An 18439-nucleotide genomic window follows, 5' to 3' on the forward strand; every position below is an offset into this window, starting at 1 on the left:
ACGCTGACCGGAGGCTTACTTATGCATGTGCCCCTTTACATTTGGCTGATCACCTCGGCGGTGATCCTGGGATTTTTCATCTTCGACTTCGTCTCGCACGTGCGCACCCCGCACGAGCCGACGATGAAGGAGTCGGGCGGCTGGGCGCTGTTCTACATGTCCATGGCGTGTCTGTTCGGCGGGCTGGTCTGGTGGCTGTGGGACTCCGAGCACGCCGTGCAGTTCTTCACCGGCTACATCACCGAGTTGTCGCTGTCGGTGGATAACCTGTTCGTCTTCGCCCTGATCATGGGCTCGTTCAAGATCCCTCGCGCGTACCAGCAGAAGGTGCTGCTCATCGGCATTGTCATGGCGCTGGTGTTCCGCCTCATTTTCATCCTGCTTGGCGCCGTGATCATCGAGGCGTGGTCGGACGTGTTCTACATCTTCGCCGCTTTCCTCATCTACACCGCCATCAAGCTGGTCTACGACGAAGTCACCGACCAGGAGGACCCGGACCCGAACGATATGTTCGTGGTCAAGACGCTGCGCAAGGTCATTCCGGTGACCAAGTCGTACCACTCCGACCGGCTCGTTTCGAGGACTCAGGCCGGCAAGAAGGCTGTCACGCCGCTGTTCGTCGCCCTGCTGTCGATCGGGTTTATCGACGTCATGTTTGCCTTCGACTCCATCCCGGCGATCTACGGCATCACCCAGGAATCCTTCCTCGTGTTCACCGCCAACGCGTTCGCGCTGCTGGGCCTGCGCCAGCTCTACTTCCTGCTCAACGGCCTGCTTGACCGCCTGGTGTACCTGCCATACGGCCTCGCGGTGGTGCTTGGCTTCATCGGCGTGAAGCTGCTGCTGCACGCGCTGCACGAGAACAACCTGTCGTTCATCAACGGCGGCGAGGGGCTCGACGTGCCGGAGGTCGGTACTGTCGCCTCGCTGTTGGTCATCGTCGGCGTGCTCGCGATCACCGCGATTGCCTCGGTGATCAAGGACCGTGCCGACGTCAAGGCGGGCCGCCGGGATCCGGAGGAGAACAACTACCACGTCGACTACGACGACCACGGAAACCGCCGCAAGGTGGACAAGCACGGCCACCACGTGGAATGGATCGACGACCCGGCTACCTCCGGCAAGGGCGATCACACCGCGACAGGTTCGCGCGACACGGACCACCTCGACGTCGCCCGCGGCGGACGCAAGGGCTGACCCGCAAGGGCTAACCAGCGAACCCCTAGCTGAAGATATTCGACACCGGGTTCCACCCCCGGATGTCCCGCGCCGCGAGGGCCCCTGCGACCATGTAGGGGTCCTCGTCCAATATGGCCGAGGCGTCCGCCTCCGTCGCCGTGTCCGGCAGTTGCAGGATGATCAGGGCCTGCTCGGCGCCCGCGAGTGGCCCGGAGCCGACGATGCGGCCCAGCGACAGCTGGGAAGCGATGAATTCGCGGTGGGCGGGACGTGTGTCGTCGACAAGCGATTGCTCACCGTAGGTGTACGTGGCTGCGAAATACTTCATGTAGGGCAGTCTAAGAGCGCACCGTCGCATGGGTATGGTGGAGGCTGTGATGCAACCCGACAAGCAGTCGAATTGGAACCTCCCGAACATTTTGACCTCGCTGAGGATCCTGTTCATTCCCGTTTTTGCCTGGCTGGTGCTTACTGAGCGCTGGTGGTGGGCGTTCGGGTTGTTCGTCGCGCTCATGATCACCGACAAGCTCGACGGCGACATCGCGCGCGCCCGCGGGCTGGTCACGGACTTCGGTAAAATCGCCGACCCGATCGCGGACAAGGCGTTGATGATCACCGCGCTGGTCACCCTGAATATCGCCGGCCCGTTGCCGGTGTGGGTGACGGTGGTCATTGTGGTCCGTGAGCTGGGCATTACGGTCTGGCGCATGGTGATGCTGCGCCGCGGGAAGGTTGTGCCGGCGTCGAAGGGTGGCAAGCTCAAGACCGCGCTGCAAAGCCTCGCTGTGGGGCTGTATCTGTGCCCGCTGCCTGCATGGATGGACACGCCGACGTTCGTGGTGATGCTGCTGGCGGTAGCGGTCACTGTGGTCACGGGCGTGCAGTATTTGGTTGATGCAGGGAAGGTGAACAAGTGACTACTGCGCAATTGCTTATCGACGAGCTTCGCTCCCGCCACCAGACCATCGCCTTCTGCGAATCGCTCACTGCCGGCCTCGCTTCGGCGACGTTGGCTGATGTGCCCGGTGCCTCGGACGTGTTGGTCGGTGGGCTGGTGACGTACTCGCCGGAGCTGAAGACGTTGCTCGCGGACGTGCCGGCGGACCTGATCGAGAGCGAAGGCGTGGTCTCCGCGGCCGTCGCGCGCGAGATGGCGCGCGGGGCACGGCGCGTCTGCGGCGCTGATTGGGCTGTGGCGCTGACTGGCGTGGCGGGCCCCGACGCGCAGGACGACGTGCCCGCCGGCACGGTGTGGATCGGGCTGGCCGGGCCGAAGTGGACCGCCTCGTCGCAGGCGGCGGAGCTGCTCGATCCCGCGGTTGGCCAGTACGCGCTCATGCCGGGAGCTGCGGTGCCGGTGCGTGTGCTGTCGGGGCAGCGCAACGAGGTCCGTCGCTTGGCGGTGGAGGCCGCGCTGGTCGGTGCGCTGACGGGCGTGCGGGAACAAAACTAAGCGGCGAGTCGTTGGAGGAATTGATGACCACTACTACTTTGCTCTACGACTCCCCGGTCGACCTGCCGGTTGCGCCGTCCGATGCCGCCCGTACTGCATCCCGCGAGCCGCTGTTCCGCGAGGCACTCGGAATGTCGCTTCGTGCCTTCCGCGCAGACAAGGGTGTGACACTGCGCGCGCTGGCGAAAGAGGCGCGGGTTTCCTCCGGCTACATCTCCGAGTTGGAGCGGGGGCGCAAAGAGGTGTCTTCCGAGCTGTTGGCTTCCCTGTGCGAGGCGTTGGGCACTACTGTCTCCGAGGTTTTGCTGGAGGCTGTAGCGAATATGTCGCTGCACTCGTTCACCGAAGAGCTGGAGCGCACGACGCCGGCCGCCGCAGAAGCGTAGCTGGCAATCCGCGACTACAGTGGTTGGCGTTTAAGGCAATCTACTGACAGAAAGGTCACGGTGCTTTAGCCATGGCGAATCCCTTTACTAAGTTCTGGAACTACCTGATGGCGCTCTTCGACAACAAGATCGAAGAAAACGCAGACCCCAAGGTCCAGATCGAGCAGGCCATTAACGACGCACAGCGTCAGCACCAGGCACTGTCCCAGCAGGCCGCTGCCGTGATTGGTAACCAGCGCCAGCTGGAGATGCAGCTCAACCGCCGTCTGGAGGACGTCGAGAAGCTGCAGGCGAACGCGCGCCAGGCGCTCCAGCTCGCCGACAAGGCACGCGGTGAGGGCAACGCGCAGAAGGCGCAGGAGTACGAGAATGCCGCAGAGGCCTTCGCTGCACAGCTGGTGACCGCTGAAGCCGGTGTTGAGGACACTAAGCAGCTGCACGATCAGGCGCTGCAGCAGGCAGCACAGGCCAAACAGGCCGTCGAGCGCAACTCTGCGCACCTGCAGCAGCAGGTGGCAGAGCGCTCCAAGCTGCTGTCCCAGCTGGAGCAGGCGAAGATGCAGGAGAAGGTGTCGGAGACCATGCAGTCCATGAACTCCATTACCGCCTCCGGCCCGAACCTGGACCAGGTTCGCGACAAGATCGAGCGCCGCTACGCCAACGCACTGGGTGCCGCCGAGCTGGCGCAGAACTCCATTGAGGGGCGCATGGCTGAGGTCGAGCAGGCCGGCATTCAGATGGCTGGCCACGGCCGCCTGGAGCAGCTACGCGCCGAGATGGCGGGCGAGCTGACCTCCCGCAAGAAGCAGGCCATCGAGCAGGGCAACTCGCAGCAGACTGGTTCCGCCGCGCCGACCGGTGCTGACGTCGCCGACGACGCGGTTGCTCAGCGCATGCGTGAGCTGCGCGGCGACGCTTAGATACCAGCTAGTTTTTGTGGCCCCGGGATGTTTCCCGGGGTTTATTTAATTGTTCAAGTTTTATTCACTTGGACGTTCGAGCAAATTCACGCAAACATACTACTTTTCCAAACGTTTTCCAAGTTTGTTATGAGACTTTCCCAAGGAGGAAGCTCCCGTGAGAAGTAGTTCCCGTGCGCGTCAATTTGCTGTGCCATTTACCGTGATGCTCGTGTCTGGTTTTGCGTCGGTGCCCGTGGCAGCGGCAGCAGCGTCGACTGACATCGTCATCAATGAGGTGGTCACCAACTCTGACCCGATCGGCGACTGGGTGGAGCTGGCCAATCCAACCGACAACGACATTGACATTTCGGGCTGGACCGCCACTGACAGTGGGAAGAGCAGCAAGCCGATCACATTCCCAAAGAACACCGTCATTCCGGCGCGCGGGTACTACGCTTTCTACACCGATGGCACGGGCGTCACTCCAGATGGATCTAAAGGGTTCGGCCTTGGTGGCGACGATCAGATCACCATCAAGGATGAGAAGGGCAACCAGATCGACGAAAAGAAGTGGTCGTCTCACGGCATGAGGGATGGTGTTCACACCTCACGAGGCTTGGTGCCGGACATGACTGGAAAATGGCAGATCACGGACGGGCCGACTCGTGAAAGCGCTAACGCCAAGTCCGATTTTGACAAGGTCTTTATCAATGAGATCACGACGGACGGCGTCGATTTCATCGAGTTGGTGAATAACGGCGACAAGGCGGTAAATATCGGCGATTGGGTGGTCGTCGATAGTGGCGATGGCAAGGGCAACACTTACATCACCTTTGCACCGAATACGATCATTCCCGCAGGCGGTTATTACGTTTTGACTCCGGACGGGAAAGAGGGCGGCGTAGTCCCAGATGGCACTGATGGGTTCGGGCTCAGCGCTAAGGACAGCCTGACTCTCAAGACGGCTGCAGGAGAGCTAGTTGATGAGTTCGGCTGGACGGAAAGCCCGGTGTGCGAGGGGGCGGCGACGTCGTGGTCCCGCTACTCGGAAGCCAACAACGACTTCAAGATGTCCTCGGCGAAGTCCAAGGGTGACGCCAATGCCGCTCCCTGCGGGGTGGAGGACGAGGAGCCGAACCCGTCGGAGGTGCCGTCGTCGACAAGCCAAAAGCCTTCGAACACTGGCAAGATCAGGATCAATGAGATCCAGACCAAGGGCGACTTTGTTGCTGATTGGGTGGAGTTGTACAACGCGGGCGATACGCCGGTGGACATCTCGGGCTGGAAGTTTGCAGACGACAAACAGGGGCGCACACCGATTGTGTTCCCGAAGAATACGGTGATCCAACCGGGCGGGTACTACTCGTTCTACACCGAAGTCGATACTCCCGACGGTTCGAAGGGGTTCGGGCTTGGTGAGGCTGACAGTGCGCGTCTGTACAGGCCAGACGACAACAAGCCATTCGACGAAGTGAGCTGGACGTCGCACACTCGCTTCTCCTGGGGGCGCACCCCAGATGGCGAGGGTGATCTCGTCGCTCTTGCGAAAGTGACAAAGGACGGAAAGAACGCTGAGGAACTCGTATGGCCGGAGGGTGAACCGTGGCCGGATGAGGTCAACTCAATCAATACGGTCGGCGGATTCGCGGGCGAGAACTTCTCGGGCGTAGATTTCGACGGCAACGGTAACGCCTGGATTGTGAACAACAACCCGGGGCGCCTGTTTGAGCTGGAGTACGACGAGGACAAGAAGATCTACAGCAAGAAGAACGAATGGACTCTCACCTATGAAAATGGTGCAGGGAATCCGGACGCGGAAGGCGTGACCGTAGGTAAGGACGGCAAGATCTACATTGCCACCGAGCGTGACGGTTCTGGCCCCTCCCGCCCGTCCATCCTCGAGTTTGACCCTTCCCGGGGCAAGGTGACTGGCGAGTGGAACCTCAATTCAATCACTGGTGAAGTACCACCGAACTTTGGTTTGGAAGCCATCGCCTACTTGCCGGACCTTGATGTGTACGCGGTGGGTGTGGAGTACACGGGCTTCGTCCACTTTGTTCGCCTGCAGCCTAACGGGGAGTTCGAAGAGGTTGGCAAGTACGAAAACCCTGAGCTGCGCAGCGTCATGGCGTTGGATTACAACGCGAATAGCAAGGAGCTTCGCGTGCTTTGCGACGAAGCCTGCGACGGCCTTTCTGTAGTCGTTTCCTTCGACGGTACAACCGCGCATGAGGTATCTGGGGTTCAAGCACGACCCGTCCTCATGGAAAACTTTGCAAATGAGGGCTATGGCACGTACGAGAAGATTGGGGAGTGCACTGTCGATGGGCAGCGTACCGTGGTTACCCGTTTCTTGTGGTCTGATGATGCTCCAAATGATCCGAACAACGGCCTGGCGTTGCGCGCTGCAGAAGCAGAGCGGACGGAGTCTTGTACGCCCGCAGAACAGCCGACCCCAACGGTGACTTCGGGCAACACCACTACGAGCGCTGCTCCGACAACCGTCACGGTCCCGGCGGTCACCGAGACTGTGACTCCGACCGTGACTACTACTGACACCGCGGTGACAACCACGGTGAGTACCGAACCTACGACCGTCACTGAGACGCCGACGATCACATCCACGGTGACCACGACTCCGACGAAGACGGCTGCGGCGGTGACTGCGACGCAGACGGAGACGGCTGCGACGAAGACCGTGGTGCCCACGGAGACGACGAAGGTCACCGAAACGCCGGTGACCACTGCTGCGGCGGTGACTGCGACGCAGACGGAGACGGCTGCGACGAAGACCGTGGTGCCCACGGAGACGACGAAGGTCACCGAAACGCCGGTGACCACTGCTGCGGCGGTGACTGCGACGCAGACGGAGACGGCTGCGACGAAGACCGTGGTGCCCACGGAGACGACGAAGGTCACCGAAACGCCGGTGACCACTGCTGCGGCGGTGACTGCGACGCAGACGGAGACGGCTGCGACGAAGACCGTGGTGCCCACGGAGACGACGAAGGTCACCGAAACGCCGGTGACCACTGCTGCGGCGGTGACTGCGACGCAGACGGAGACGGCTGCGACGAAGACCGTGGTGCCCACGGAGACGACGAAGGTCACCGAAACGCCGGTGACCACTGCTGCGGCGGTGACTGCGACGCAGACGGAGACGGCTGCGACGAAGACCGTGACACCGACGGAGACGAAGAAGGTGACCGAGACGCCGACGACGACGGCTGCGGCAACCGTCGTGTATACGACAGTGAGCGCGCCGGAGGTTACCGTGACGCCGACTGAGACGAAGAAGGTGACCACGACTCCGACGACGACGGCTGCGGCGGTGACTGCGACGCAGACGGAGACGGCTGCGACGAAGACCGTGGTGCCCACGGAGACGACGAAGGTGACCACGACTCCGACGACGACGGCTGCGGCGGTGACTGCGACGCAGACGGAGACGGCTGCGACGAAGACCGTGGTGCCGACGGAGACGACGAAGGTCACCGAGACGCCGGTGACGACGGTTGCGGCGGTGACTGCGACGCAGACGGAGACGGCTGCGACGAAGACCGTGGTGCCCACGGAGACGAAGAAGGTGACCGAGACGCCGGTGACGACGGTTGCGGCGGTGACTGCGACGCAGACGGAGACGGCTGCGACGAAGACCGTGACACCGACGGAGACGAAGAAGGTGACCGAGACGCCGACGACGACGGCTGCGGCAACCGTCGTGTATACGACAGTGAGCGCGCCGGAGGTTACCGTGACGCCGACTGAGACGAAGAAGGTGACCACGACTCCGACGACGACGGCTGCGGCGGTGACTGCAACGCAGACGGAGACGGCAGCGACGAAGACCGTGGTGCCCACGGAGACGACGAAGGTGACCACGACTCCGACGACGACGGCTGCGGCGGTGACTGCGACGCAGACGGAGACGGCTGCGACGAAGACCGTGGTGCCCACGGAGACGAAGAAAGCCACCGAGACTCCGACGACGACGGCTGCGGCGGTGACTGAAACGCAGACGGAGACGGCTGCGACAAAGACTGTGGTGCCCACGGAGACGAAGAAGGTCACCGAAACGCCGGTGACCACTGCTGCGGCGGTGACTGAAACGCAGACGGAGACGGCTGCGACAAAGACTGTGGTGCCCACGGAGACGAAGAAGGTCACCGAAACGCCGGTGACCACTGCTGCGGCGGTGACTGCGACGCAGACGTCTTCGGCTAAGGCTGAGACGGTCACGCCGACGGTGACGGAGCAAGTTGATGTCACGCCGGTGGCAACAGCTGATGCGGTGACGGAGACAGTAACGAATACGGCACAAACCACCACGGTTACCGCAGCCCCAGTCACAACCACTGTCGCCGGTCGCTCGGAGACCGAGACTGTGACGCCGACATCCACGGTTCAATCGGACCAGGACGCAGTCGACGTTGATGCACCTGTCACGACGACGCGTACCGCTCCGAATCTGACGAAGATTGTTGCGGGTGAAACAAATGTGTACTACCGGGTGGCTGCGGCTAATGGGGCAATCGTCGAGGTTAACGACCTGCCGGAGGGCCTCGAGTTCCGCCCCGAGGACAACGTCATTGCGGGCAGGGTTGCAAAGCCCGGCAACTACACCGCGGAAGTGGTGACGACGACCGGAAACTCTACGATCGTTGAAAAAGTCCGTTTCGAGGTGGAGGCCGCTCCTGAAACATCGACCGAGCACCCGCTCACCACGGTGACCCAGACAGCAACGGCACCGGCGGAGTCTCAGGGGTCGTCGTTGGACGGCAAGTGCGTCGCTGCGCTGACCGGATGGTCGCTTCCGCTTGTGGCGCTGATCCCGCTGGGGATTGCATCGCAGGTCGACCTTCCGCTGCCGGCAGGCGTTCAGGATTCACTCCATGCACTGAGGGATCAGGCGCAGCAGATGCTCCCGCAGGTTGATCCGCAGATCGGCATGATCGCGGGCGGCTTGGCAGCGGCGGCACTTGGTGTCCTTGCAATCGTCAGCATTGTCAATGCATGTGGTGGCGGTGAAGGTAGCTCCGCAGGTAGCAGTAACTAATAGCTAGCCCGTCTCAGCGCGTTCCGCCCGGTCCCTCACAGCAGGGGCCGGGCGGAACGTCGTCGTTAAGCAGGTGCTAATCAACGGCTCCGCGGGCCATGAGCGCTTCTCCCATCATCTTCGCGCGGCGCACAGACCGAATCACCAACGGGATGCCGAATGCGGTGAAGGAGAACCCGACACCGCGGGCCTTGCGCGCGTCGAGCACCTCGTTCGCCGTGGCGAGGGTGAGGGGGATAAGCCGGATCGTGAGCGCGATGGTCAAAGAGATCAGTTCGCCCGCGCGACCGAAGGGGGACAGGGCGCGGTCCAGCGCGGTGAGGAGTTCCTCGACCGGGGTGGTCAGCGTCAACAGGTTTGCCGCAGCAATGGTGGCAAGCAGCCCGACCAGCAGTGTGAGCGCAGAGGCAACGCCGTTTTGCCACACCATGAACGCGCCGAAGAAAGCCAGCACGGGCACCAACGGCACTAGCTGGCGCCACGCTACGCGGGCGGGGATCCGTGCCCATACGTAGAGCGCCAACACGAACGCGAGGGCGGCCACAGCGTGCCATGGCTGCGTCGGCAACGCGGTGACGCCGATGATGAATGCCACGAGCAACACGAATTTCAGCGCTGCACCCGTGCGGTGCAGCAGAGTCGTCCCCGGCACGTATACGCCGAGGGGCAGTTCGCGGATCACGGCTTCGCATCCATCAGGTCGGTGTAGAAGGCGATTGCCGCGTCGGGGCCGCCGTCGTAGGCCAAGGCTCCGTCGTCGATGACCAGAACGCGGTCGAATCCGCGCAGCATTTCCAGGTCGTGGGTGACCACGATCAGCTGCTGGTCCAGCGACATCAGCTCGCGCACGATGCGGCGGCGGTTGCGCAGGTCTAGCAGAGTGGTGGGCTCGTCGGCGATGATCGTGTCCGGCTCGATCACCAGCACGGAGGCCAGCGCGAGCATCTGCTTCTCGCCGCCGGAGAGGGTGTGCGGGGAGTTCTCGGCGCGGTCGGCTAGATCGAAGCGCTCGAGCGCTTCTGTTACGCGTCGTTTGACCTCCTCGCGCGGCAGTTTGAAGCGGCGCAGGGAAAACGCCACGTCGTCGGAAACGCGCGGCATGACAATTTGGGATTCGGCGTCGGAGAAGACAAATCCGACGCGTTTGCGGATGTCTTTGCCGCGTTTGTCGGGCGTGAGCCCGTCGTAAAGCACTTGCCCCGATGTCGGCTCGATGAGGCCGTTGATCAGGCGCACGGTGGTGGATTTGCCGGAGCCGTTGGAGCCGATGATGCCGATGCGCTGCTCCGACAGGCTCACGGTGAGCGGCGCGAGGATCTGCTCGCCGTCATACGCGACGGCAGCGCTGCGAAACTCGATGAGGGGCATGGCGTTTACTTACGGGCCCCGCGCAGATCCGGGAACGCTTGGTGCACGGCGAACGCGATGGCGATCATGAGCGCGACCTTGCCGGCGTCCGGCAGCAGGAACGGCACCTGCGCCGCCCAGGCTGCGCCGAAGCTCATGTCAGCGCGCCACATCAGGCCGAACACGCCGCAGAGGTACTGGAAAAACAGGGCCAGGTAGCCGGCGAGGATGAGGATTCCGATGCTCGCCGTTTTGTTCGAGCGGAACGGTGCGGTGTACGCGACCGCGCCGGCGACGGCGGCGGAGACAAGGTAGCCGACCAGGTAGCCCACGGTCGGACCACCGAGAGCGGAGATGACCGTGCGGCCGCCCGCGAGCACCGGCAGCGCGAGGCCCACCAGCAGGAAGATCGCCGCGGCGGAGAACCCGCGGCGCCACCCCAGCACGAGGCCCGCAAGGATCACGGCGGCGTTCTGCAGCACAATGGGCACGCCGGCCGCGCCGACGGGGATGGACACGAAGCCCAGCACGATGACGATGGCGGCGAAGACCGCGATTAGCGCGATATCCTGCGCTGTAGAGTTTTTCTTCATGCGCGGGAGTGTACCGCGACGGGTGGCGTGTACTGTCGGGCGCATGCGTTTGACGGAGTTTCACCAGCTTGTGCAGGACGAGTTCGGCTCGGAGCGTGCGCAGTGGATCATCCAGACCCAGGTGCTGCCCGGGTTTGAGCAGACGTCTGCGCAGCTCATCGATGCCGGTGTGGATCCGCGCGACGCGTGGCGCGGGCTTTGCGACGCGTTCGATGTCCCGGAGGAGCGCCGCCTCGGGGTCGATCGCCCGGGCACCTAGGAGCCGTTGCTTATCGACGGCTCCGCTGCCCCGGCGTGTCGTTGAATTTCGAACACGTTTGCGTGTATTCTCTGGCGTGTCGCCGTCGCGTTCTACAGTGTGCCGTGTTTCCGCTTGGAAAATTTCTTTGAGTTCAATGGAACCGAAGCGGTATGGCGATACGTCTAACTAAGAAACTGTGCACGCGACGCGCCCAGCGCCGCCGAATACTTGGAGGTAGAAACACCACATGGCAACGAAGAAGAAGTCCGCGGCTTCGGCCGGCAACGACCGCAAGAATGCGCTCGATGCAGCGCTGGCAATGATTGAGAAGGACTACGGCAAGGGCGCTGTCATGCGCTTGGGCGATGAGAACCGCCCGCCGATCCAGTCCATCTCTTCCGGCAACACCGCCATCGACGTCGCGCTCGGCATTGGTGGTTGGCCGCGCGGACGAATCGTGGAGATCTACGGGCCGGAATCTTCCGGTAAGACCACCGTGGCGCTGCATGCGATTGCGGAGGCGCAGCGCGGCGGCGGCATCGCGGCGTTTATCGACGCGGAACACGCCCTCGACCCGGACTACGCGCGCAAGCTCGGCGTGGACACCGACAACCTGCTGGTGTCCCAGCCGGACACCGGCGAGCAGGCGCTCGAGATTGCGGACATGCTGGTGCGCTCGGGCGCGATCGACATGATTGTGATCGACTCGGTGGCCGCATTGACCCCGAAGGCGGAGATCGAGGGCGAAATGGGCGACAGCCACGTCGGCCTGCAGGCCCGCCTGATGTCCCAGGCGCTGCGCAAGATGACCGGTGCGCTGTACAACTCCGGCACCACTGCCATCTTCATTAACCAGCTGCGCGAGAAGATCGGCGTGATGTTCGGCTCGCCGGAGACCACCACCGGCGGTAAGGCGCTGAAGTTCTACGCATCCGTGCGTTGCGATGTCCGCCGCATTCAGACGCTGAAGGACGGCCAGGACTCCATTGGCAACCGCACCAAGATGAAGGTGGTGAAGAACAAGGTTTCCCCGCCGTTCAAGATCGCCGAGTTCGACATCATGTACGGCGAGGGCATCTCGCGTGAGAGTTCCATCATCGACATGGGTGTGGAAAACGGCATCGTGAAAAAGTCCGGCTCCTGGTTCACCTACGAGGGCGACCAGCTGGGCCAGGGCAAGGAGAAGGCCCGCATCTTCCTCAAGGAGAACCCGGAGTTGGCCAACGAGATCGAGGACAAGATCTTCCGCGCACTCGGCGTGGGCAAGTACGCCAACGCGTCCGACGAGCTGACGGACGAGCCGGTGGATATGGTGCCGAACATCGACTTCGATGACGAGGACGACGTGGCGGCACCCGCAACCGCGGAGAAGTAGTTGGCGGACGCGGACAAGGTTGCCCGGCTCCAGGCGGTGCTTGACGCCTACGAGCCGGGCACCGGTCTTTTCGACCGGACACACGAGGAGGCCCTGGCTCCCGTGCGCAAGCGGGCGCTCGGCCTGCTTGATCAGCGTGCGCGCTCCCGCGCGGAGCTACGCGAGCGGCTGATCAAGGCCGAGTTCGAGCCGCAGCTTGTAGACGAAGTCCTCGACGATCTTGCCGGCTCCGGCCTTATCAACGACGCGCAGTTCGCCCACGAGTGGGTGCGCCAGCGCGCCGCCCGTCGCGGCAAGTCCGCCCGCGCGTTGGATATGGAGCTGCGCGACAAGGGCGTTGGGGGAGCGGACCGCGCCGCAGCCCTGGAGCAGATCTCCGACGAAGACGAGGAGCACACCGCGCGCGCGGTTGCGGAGAAGTCCGCGCGGAAGGTCAAAGCGGCTCCTGTAGACCGCGCCGAGTACGACAAGCACCTGCGCCGCGTCGTTGGCGCGTTGGCCCGGCGCGGCTTCAACCAGGGAATGGCGCTTCGTATCGCCCGCGAGGAACTGGACGCGCGCATCGCAGAGTGCGAGGAGTAGACCGAAACACTGAACGGTGTTCAAGGCGGTCTCCTAGACTTAACCGCATGGCTTTGTTCAGCGTGAAGATGCGCTCCAGCGCGCTCGGCTCCCACATCTCCGGCGCCGAGCGCATCGTGGAGGAGCGCGAGGTTCCAGACGTGTGCGCCGCGATGGGCACTCGCGCGTTGGCCCACGGCAAGGGAAAGCCGGATTCAATCACAGTGACGGTGACCGCCATCGACGGCGAAGTGGCACATATCCCGGCGTTGCCAATCAGGGAGGCGCACTGCGCAGACCCGGCAGAGGCCCGCGAGACCGTGATCGACGCGCTCGCCCCGCTGACCCCGCACGCCGCCGAAGCATGGGAGCTGCTCACCGGCGTGCGCGACATGCGCGGGGCCATCCTCTTCCACGCGACAACCGGTGCACGCCTCGAACCGGATCACGCCCGCGGCGTGCGGGTGACCTCCATGGACGCCGCCACCGCCACAGGGGAGCGCCCAGAGACGCACTCCGGCAAAACCCGCGTGACCGATGCGCTCGTGCTCGCTTCCAAGGTGGCGCACCACCCGGCTATGCTCGCCGAGGTCTGCTTCTCGGACGATCCGGACTACACCACCGGCTATGTGGCCTCCAGAGAGATGGGGTACCTGCGCGTGCCCAACATGAAGCCGGTCGGCTCCGAAATGGGCGGGCGCCTGTTTGTCGTGGACACCGACGACCCTGCGGACCTGATTGACTACCTCGAGCACACCCCCGTGCTGGTTGGGGAGGCCAAATGAGCTGGCTCGATAGCGCCGCCAAGCAACAGAGCGACACCTGGCGCAGCCAAGGCCTTGAGCGCACCCCCGCAATCTTTCGCACTGGCCAGACCCCGGTAGCCACCATCGATGGGCGCGAGTACGTGCTGTTCAGCTCCTCGAACTACCTGGGGCTGGCCGAACACCCCGCCGTCACCAGAGCAGCCGCTGACGCGCTCAACCGCTTCGGCGCGGGCCCCGGCGGATCGCGCCTGACCACCGGCACCACGGACCTGCACGCGCAAGTTGAGCACGATTTCGCCCGATTCCTCGGTTACGAGGACTCCGTGTTCTTCTCCGCCGGGTTCATGGCGAATGCCGGCGTGCTGCAGGCGCTCGCCGGCCCGGGCACGCTCATCGTCTCGGACGAGCGCAATCACGCCAGCATCATCGACGGCTGCCGCCTGGCCAAGGCGCAGGGTGCCACGGTGCGCGTGTACAGCCACCGCGACCCGGCGCACGTCGACGAGCTGTTGCGAGGCCATTCCGGAGAAGCAATCGTGGTCACCGACGGGTTGTTTTCCATGGACGGCACCCTCGCGCCCGTCCCCGAACTCCTCGCAGTCTGCCACGCCCGCGGCGCCGCCCTCATGGTCGACGACGCGCACGGCACCGGCACCCTCGGCGCGACGGGCCGCGGCATCACGGAGCACTTTTCGCTTGTCGACGACCATCCGGACATCCTCGTAGCCACCTCATCAAAGGCGCTCGGCGTCGAAGGCGGGGCAGTGGCTGCCTCCGCACCAGTGGCTGCGCTGCTGCGGCAGAAGGCCCGCACCTTCGTCTACTCCACTTCGTCCACGCCGGCCACGTGCGCGGCCGTTTCGGCGGCCATCGGCGTGCTTGAGGGCGAAGACAGTCCGGTGCCTGCGCTGCACCGCAACATCCGCCGTCTGGCCGGCCACCTCGGGATGGGCGAGTGGCAAAGTCCGATCATCCCGGTGCCCATCGGCGACGAGACGCAGGCAGTCAACGCGTCGGCCGCACTCCGCGAGGCCGGGTATTTCGTGCCCGCCATCCGCTGGCCAACCGTCCCGCGCGGTGCTGCGATGCTGCGGGTGACGGTGATGGCCACCCACACCGACGCGCAGATCGACGGGCTGGCAGACGTCATTTCGCGGTTGTAGCTCACCTGGTTAGACTGTCTCGCCGTGACTACGGCGAGCACCACCCAAAACAGCAATCCCCGCACCTACGAGGTGCGCACGTTCGGCTGCCAGATGAACGTGCACGACTCCGAGCGTCTTTCCGGCATGCTCGAAGACGCGGGCTACGTCGCGGCCGATGCCGGCGAGGAGCCCGACCTGGTGGTCTTCAACACCTGCGCGGTGCGCGAGAACGCTGACAAGCGCCTCTACGGCTCGCTCGGACAGCTGAAGAACGTCAAGGCCGACCACCCCGGCATGCAGATCGCCGTCGGCGGGTGCCTGGCGCAGAAGGACCGCGACACCGTCATTGAAAAGGCGCCGTGGGTAGACGCTGTCTTTGGCACCCACAACATCTCTGCGCTGCCGGCGTTGCTCGACCGGGCGCGTGTGGAGGATGAGGCCCAGGTGGAGATCGTGGAGGCCCTCGAGGTCTTCCCGTCCGTGCTGCCCGCCAAGCGCGAATCCGCCTACGCCGGCTGGGTGTCCATCTCGGTGGGCTGCAACAACACCTGCACGTTCTGCATCGTGCCCAGCCTGCGCGGCAAGGAGGTGGACCGCCGCCCGGGCGAGATCCTCGCCGAGGTTAAGGCGCTGGTGGATCAGGGTGTCTCCGAGGTGACCCTGCTGGGGCAGAACGTGAACTCGTACGGCGTGAACTTCGTCGACGAGGACATGGAGCGCGACCGTTCTGCCTTCTCCAAGCTGCTGCGCGCCTGCGGCGACATCGAGGGCTTGGAGCGCGTACGTTTTACCTCCCCGCACCCGGCGGAGTTCACCTCCGACGTCATCGACGCGATGGCGGAGACCCCGAACGTGTGCCCGCAGCTGCACATGCCGCTGCAGTCCGGCTCCGACAAGGTGCTCAAGGACATGCGCCGGTCCTACCGCTCCAAGAAGTTCCTGGCCATCCTGGACGAGGTACGCGAGAAGCTGCCGCACGCCGCGATCACCACCGACATCATCGTCGGTTTCCCTGGCGAGACCGAAGAGGATTTCCAGGCCACCCTCGACGTGGTTGAGAAGGCCCGCTTCACCTCCGCGTTTACCTTCCAGTACTCGCCGCGCCCCGGCACCCCGGCGGCGGAGATGGAGCAGCAGATCCCCAAGGCTGTGGTCCAGGAGCGCTTCGAACGCCTCCACGCATTGCAGGAGCGCATCAGCGCGGAGGAGAACGCGAAGCTCGTCGGCACGCAACAGGAACTCCTCGTCCAAGAAGACGGCCGCAAGAACGACCGCACCCATCGCATGTCCGGCCGCGCCCGCGACGGCCGCCTGGTGCACTTCGCGCTCGAGGGCAACATCGACGGTGAGGTCCGCCCGGGCGATATCGTCACCGTCACCATCACCGACGCGAAGCCGCACTACCTGATCGCGGATTCCGGCATCCACGAGCACCGCCGCACCAAGGCCGGCGACAACTCTGAGCGGGGAGAGGTGCCCACCACCGCGCCCATCGGTGTGGGCCTTGGCCTGCCGACGATTGGCCAGCCCGCCGCCGCTCCAGCAGATTCCGCCTGCTGCGGTAGCTAGGGCTACAGTTGGGCGACATGACGCAGCCCAACACCGAATCCCTTGCCCGCGCGGAGAAGAAAGCCGCATCCACCGTGGACATGGGCGCAAAACGCTGGGTGCTCGCCGCCGCGGTGGCCATCTACGTGGTGGCGCTGTTCCTACCGTTCGTCGGCGGGGCGTCGCTATGGCAGGTGCTCGCTGCCACTGACGCGGCGAAGGACGCCCAGACCGCGGTCACGGAGTACATCTTCGCGTGGATCTCGCTCATCGGCGTCGGTGTCCTGACCACGCTCGCAGTTGCCACGCAGCGCTTCGCACTCGCGGTTCCCGCGTGGATGGTCACAACCGTCTCGCTGGTCTACTCCGTGCTCGGCATGTGGCTGCGCAACTCCAACGCCTCCGGTATCAGCCGTGGCCCCGGCTACTACCTGGTCCTGCTCGCGGTGGTGATCGTGGTGTTCACGGTCTTCCCGCTGATCCTGTCGCGCAACGAGGAGCAGGCGGCCGTCGCTAAGCAGCGCGCCGAGGCGCAAGGCAAGGATGAGGTTGCACTCGCGCAGCGCGCCGCGACGAGGGAGCAGGAGAACCCTTTGCTTATCGACGACCGCCGTGCCCGCGCAGCAGAGCGACACCGCAAGACGTTGGACTAACAGGTACAACCCCGCGCCGCCGGTCCCCAGCCCGCAAAAGCCGATATCGGCATGTAGCGCGACCGCCGACCCGCGACCTGGGCTTTTGTGGCGGCTCACCTTGTAAACGCCGATATCGGCATTTACAAGGAGCGCACTGCCTACGGTTTCTGCCACGCGGTGGTGGAGGAAACCACCTCCGCGTCAAGGCCCCTCATGATCGCGTTCGCCGCGGGGGAGTCGGCGGGGTAGGAGCAGTAGACCGTCTCCAGGTCCTCCCAGGTCTCTTTGGCGCGCGTGAGCGACGCGCGCAGCAGTGCGGAGCCGATGCCGCGGCCGCGGTGCTCGGGAAGCAGGTAGATCAAACCGAGTTCGCAAACTTTCGGGTCGTCCGAAAAGTACCGGACAACCTCGCAAAGACCGACGCACTCGTCGTTGACATATGCCAGGCCAGTGAGCTGGGAGCCGCCACGGTCCTGCAACCTGGCACCGGCGTCCTGAATGCGGGCGAGGTCCCACTCGATGGTGTCCATGACCAGCTCGCCGCGGGGGTAGTCGCGCGAGGCCGAGGTGAGCAAACGGGAGAACTGCTCCAGTTCGCCAGGCGCAGCGTTTCGCCGCGCTGAGAAGCCGGGGCCCTGGACCACCGCGAACTCGGCATCCGCAGCATCAGGCAACCCCTCAATCGCGGAGACGGAAAACGTGCCCTGGTCCTCCCGGAACGCTGCCTGGTAGCCGTAGCCCCGTACGTGCGGCGGCTCATCGGCCTCGAGGGCGTGGGTCACCCACAGTTGACGGGTGTGGCGGGAAAGGCGGGCCGATAGGTCGTCGAGAAGCTTCAGCGCGCTTTCCCACGGCGCGTCGGGGATGGGCTCGCCCGGAAGGGGCGCGAGCTCGGAGTCGAAGGTGAAGTTCGCCTCGATCACCCCGCGGTCCTCCAGTAGGGGCAGGGAGACGAACAGCCAGGCGTCGAGGAAGTCGAGGTCTTCGGCGAACAGCTCCGGGTAACCCAGGTCGGTGACCGGCCGCAGGTGCTGCGTTGAAACTAAGCCGAACAGCATGGCCTCGGACTCGGCGGAGGGCTCGAGGCGCTTGGCAATGTGGGCCGCGGACACGCCGGAGGTGGCAAGACCCGTGATGTCCTGGATGGCCAACGTGGCGGAAAAGGCGTAGCCCCCGACCACGGCCTCGGCATCATCGCCGTGGTCGGGTCGGGGGGCGAAAAGGTGGGGGTGGAGCACTCGCGCTAACTTA

At 64.3% G+C, this 18439-nt stretch carries 18 protein-coding genes; 13 read left to right on the forward strand and 5 right to left on the reverse strand.

The window, feature by feature from the left end; translation table 11 throughout:
- Positions 1-21 precede the first annotated feature (21 nt).
- Positions 22-1197: a TerC family protein gene (locus tag ACF3NP_RS02955; RefSeq protein WP_239306761.1), complete on the forward strand. Its 1176-nt coding sequence runs from the start codon at positions 22-24 to the stop codon at positions 1195-1197.
- A 25-nt stretch (positions 1198-1222) separates the two neighbouring features.
- Here ACF3NP_RS02955 and ACF3NP_RS02960 read toward each other — a convergent pair whose 3' ends face one another.
- Complete coding sequence (locus tag ACF3NP_RS02960) at positions 1223-1507, reverse strand: YciI family protein (RefSeq protein ID WP_181888603.1); 285 nt, start codon at positions 1505-1507, stop codon at positions 1223-1225.
- Positions 1508-1556: 49 nt separating this feature from the next.
- Between ACF3NP_RS02960 and pgsA the strand changes: the two genes are divergently transcribed.
- The 5 genes from pgsA to ACF3NP_RS02985 all read left to right on the forward strand — a co-directional run bounded on the left by pgsA (position 1557) and on the right by ACF3NP_RS02985 (position 8976).
- The gene (gene pgsA, locus ACF3NP_RS02965; RefSeq protein WP_181889598.1) at positions 1557-2096 is read left to right on the forward strand and encodes a CDP-diacylglycerol--glycerol-3-phosphate 3-phosphatidyltransferase; all 540 of its coding nucleotides are present in this window, start codon (positions 1557-1559) and stop codon (positions 2094-2096) included.
- Positions 2093-2632, forward strand: coding sequence for a nicotinamide-nucleotide amidohydrolase family protein (locus ACF3NP_RS02970; RefSeq protein WP_181888602.1), 540 nt, complete (start codon positions 2093-2095; stop codon positions 2630-2632). Before pgsA ends, ACF3NP_RS02970 begins: the two co-directional genes overlap by 4 nt.
- Before the next feature lie 23 nt (positions 2633-2655).
- Entirely contained in the window at positions 2656-3018 is a 363-nt protein-coding gene (locus ACF3NP_RS02975) for a helix-turn-helix domain-containing protein (protein ID WP_181888601.1), read from the forward strand.
- A gap of 71 nt (positions 3019-3089) precedes the next feature.
- Positions 3090-3938, forward strand: a complete 849-nt coding sequence (locus ACF3NP_RS02980; protein ID WP_181888600.1) for a PspA/IM30 family protein — start codon at positions 3090-3092, stop codon at positions 3936-3938.
- Positions 3939-4149: 211 nt separating this feature from the next.
- Complete coding sequence (locus ACF3NP_RS02985; protein ID WP_392398963.1) at positions 4150-8976, forward strand: lamin tail domain-containing protein; 4827 nt, start codon at positions 4150-4152, stop codon at positions 8974-8976.
- A gap of 76 nt (positions 8977-9052) precedes the next feature.
- Here ACF3NP_RS02985 and ACF3NP_RS02990 read toward each other — a convergent pair whose 3' ends face one another.
- The 3 genes from ACF3NP_RS02990 to ACF3NP_RS03000 are packed head-to-tail and all read right to left on the reverse strand — an operon-like array spanning position 9053 to position 10916.
- The gene (locus ACF3NP_RS02990) at positions 9053-9658 is read right to left on the reverse strand and encodes an energy-coupling factor transporter transmembrane component T family protein (protein ID WP_181888598.1); all 606 of its coding nucleotides are present in this window, start codon (positions 9656-9658) and stop codon (positions 9053-9055) included.
- Positions 9655-10344 (reverse strand): energy-coupling factor ABC transporter ATP-binding protein, encoded by a 690-nt coding sequence (locus ACF3NP_RS02995; protein ID WP_181888597.1) that lies wholly within the window; start codon positions 10342-10344, stop codon positions 9655-9657. Before ACF3NP_RS02995 ends, ACF3NP_RS02990 begins: the two co-directional genes overlap by 4 nt.
- 5 nt (positions 10345-10349) lie before the next feature.
- On the reverse strand, positions 10350-10916 hold the full coding sequence (locus ACF3NP_RS03000; RefSeq protein ID WP_181888596.1) for a biotin transporter BioY: 567 nt from the start codon (positions 10914-10916) through the stop codon (positions 10350-10352).
- Positions 10917-10959: 43 nt separating this feature from the next.
- Between ACF3NP_RS03000 and ACF3NP_RS03005 the strand changes: the two genes are divergently transcribed.
- The 7 genes from ACF3NP_RS03005 (at position 10960) to ACF3NP_RS03035 (ending at position 17206) form a co-directional block, all read left to right on the forward strand.
- Entirely contained in the window at positions 10960-11175 is a 216-nt protein-coding gene (locus ACF3NP_RS03005; protein WP_063936922.1) for a DUF3046 domain-containing protein, read from the forward strand.
- Between the two features lie 229 nt (positions 11176-11404).
- A complete protein-coding gene (gene recA, locus ACF3NP_RS03010; protein WP_181888595.1) occupies positions 11405-12532 on the forward strand; it encodes a recombinase RecA in 1128 nt (375 codons plus the stop codon).
- Positions 12533-13114: a recombination regulator RecX gene (gene recX / locus ACF3NP_RS03015; RefSeq protein ID WP_181888594.1), complete on the forward strand. Its 582-nt coding sequence runs from the start codon at positions 12533-12535 to the stop codon at positions 13112-13114.
- 47 nt (positions 13115-13161) lie between these two features.
- Complete coding sequence (locus tag ACF3NP_RS03020) at positions 13162-13878, forward strand: 6-carboxyhexanoate--CoA ligase (protein ID WP_181888593.1); 717 nt, start codon at positions 13162-13164, stop codon at positions 13876-13878.
- A complete protein-coding gene (locus ACF3NP_RS03025; RefSeq protein WP_181888592.1) occupies positions 13875-15023 on the forward strand; it encodes an aminotransferase class I/II-fold pyridoxal phosphate-dependent enzyme in 1149 nt (382 codons plus the stop codon). Before ACF3NP_RS03020 ends, ACF3NP_RS03025 begins: the two co-directional genes overlap by 4 nt.
- A 93-nt stretch (positions 15024-15116) precedes the next feature.
- A complete protein-coding gene (miaB, locus tag ACF3NP_RS03030; RefSeq protein ID WP_236883500.1) occupies positions 15117-16574 on the forward strand; it encodes a tRNA (N6-isopentenyl adenosine(37)-C2)-methylthiotransferase MiaB in 1458 nt (485 codons plus the stop codon).
- Between the two features lie 17 nt (positions 16575-16591).
- A complete protein-coding gene (locus tag ACF3NP_RS03035; RefSeq protein WP_181888590.1) occupies positions 16592-17206 on the forward strand; it encodes an Rv2732c family membrane protein in 615 nt (204 codons plus the stop codon).
- Between the two features lie 140 nt (positions 17207-17346).
- On the opposite strand, the gene ACF3NP_RS03040 is transcribed toward ACF3NP_RS03035, so the two are convergent.
- Entirely contained in the window at positions 17347-18426 is a 1080-nt protein-coding gene (locus ACF3NP_RS03040; protein ID WP_181888589.1) for a GNAT family N-acetyltransferase, read from the reverse strand.
- Positions 18427-18439: the final 13 nt, after the last annotated feature.

The organism is Corynebacterium lehmanniae (assembly GCF_043161975.1).
In the GTDB taxonomy this organism is placed as follows: Bacteria; Actinomycetota; Actinomycetes; order Mycobacteriales; family Mycobacteriaceae; genus Corynebacterium; species Corynebacterium lehmanniae.

Excerpts from the sequence above, each read along its gene's own strand:
- ACF3NP_RS02955 (WP_239306761.1), top strand. The coding sequence starts at position 22 with ATGCATGTGCCCCTTTACATTTGGCTGATCACCTCGGCGGTGATCCTG.
- ACF3NP_RS02960 (WP_181888603.1), bottom strand. The coding sequence starts at position 1,507 with ATGAAGTATTTCGCAGCCACGTACACCTACGGTGAGCAATCGCTTGTC.
- pgsA (WP_181889598.1), top strand. The coding sequence starts at position 1,557 with ATGCAACCCGACAAGCAGTCGAATTGGAACCTCCCGAACATTTTGACC.
- ACF3NP_RS02975 (WP_181888601.1), top strand. The coding sequence starts at position 2,656 with ATGACCACTACTACTTTGCTCTACGACTCCCCGGTCGACCTGCCGGTT.
- ACF3NP_RS02980 (WP_181888600.1), top strand. The coding sequence starts at position 3,090 with ATGGCGAATCCCTTTACTAAGTTCTGGAACTACCTGATGGCGCTCTTC.
- ACF3NP_RS02995 (WP_181888597.1), bottom strand. The coding sequence starts at position 10,344 with ATGCCCCTCATCGAGTTTCGCAGCGCTGCCGTCGCGTATGACGGCGAG.
- ACF3NP_RS03000 (WP_181888596.1), bottom strand. The coding sequence starts at position 10,916 with ATGAAGAAAAACTCTACAGCGCAGGATATCGCGCTAATCGCGGTCTTC.
- ACF3NP_RS03005 (WP_063936922.1), top strand. The coding sequence starts at position 10,960 with ATGCGTTTGACGGAGTTTCACCAGCTTGTGCAGGACGAGTTCGGCTCG.
- recA (WP_181888595.1), top strand. The coding sequence starts at position 11,405 with ATGGCAACGAAGAAGAAGTCCGCGGCTTCGGCCGGCAACGACCGCAAG.
- ACF3NP_RS03020 (WP_181888593.1), top strand. The coding sequence starts at position 13,162 with ATGGCTTTGTTCAGCGTGAAGATGCGCTCCAGCGCGCTCGGCTCCCAC.
- ACF3NP_RS03025 (WP_181888592.1), top strand. The coding sequence starts at position 13,875 with ATGAGCTGGCTCGATAGCGCCGCCAAGCAACAGAGCGACACCTGGCGC.
- miaB (WP_236883500.1), top strand. The coding sequence starts at position 15,117 with ATGAACGTGCACGACTCCGAGCGTCTTTCCGGCATGCTCGAAGACGCG.
- ACF3NP_RS03035 (WP_181888590.1), top strand. The coding sequence starts at position 16,592 with ATGACGCAGCCCAACACCGAATCCCTTGCCCGCGCGGAGAAGAAAGCC.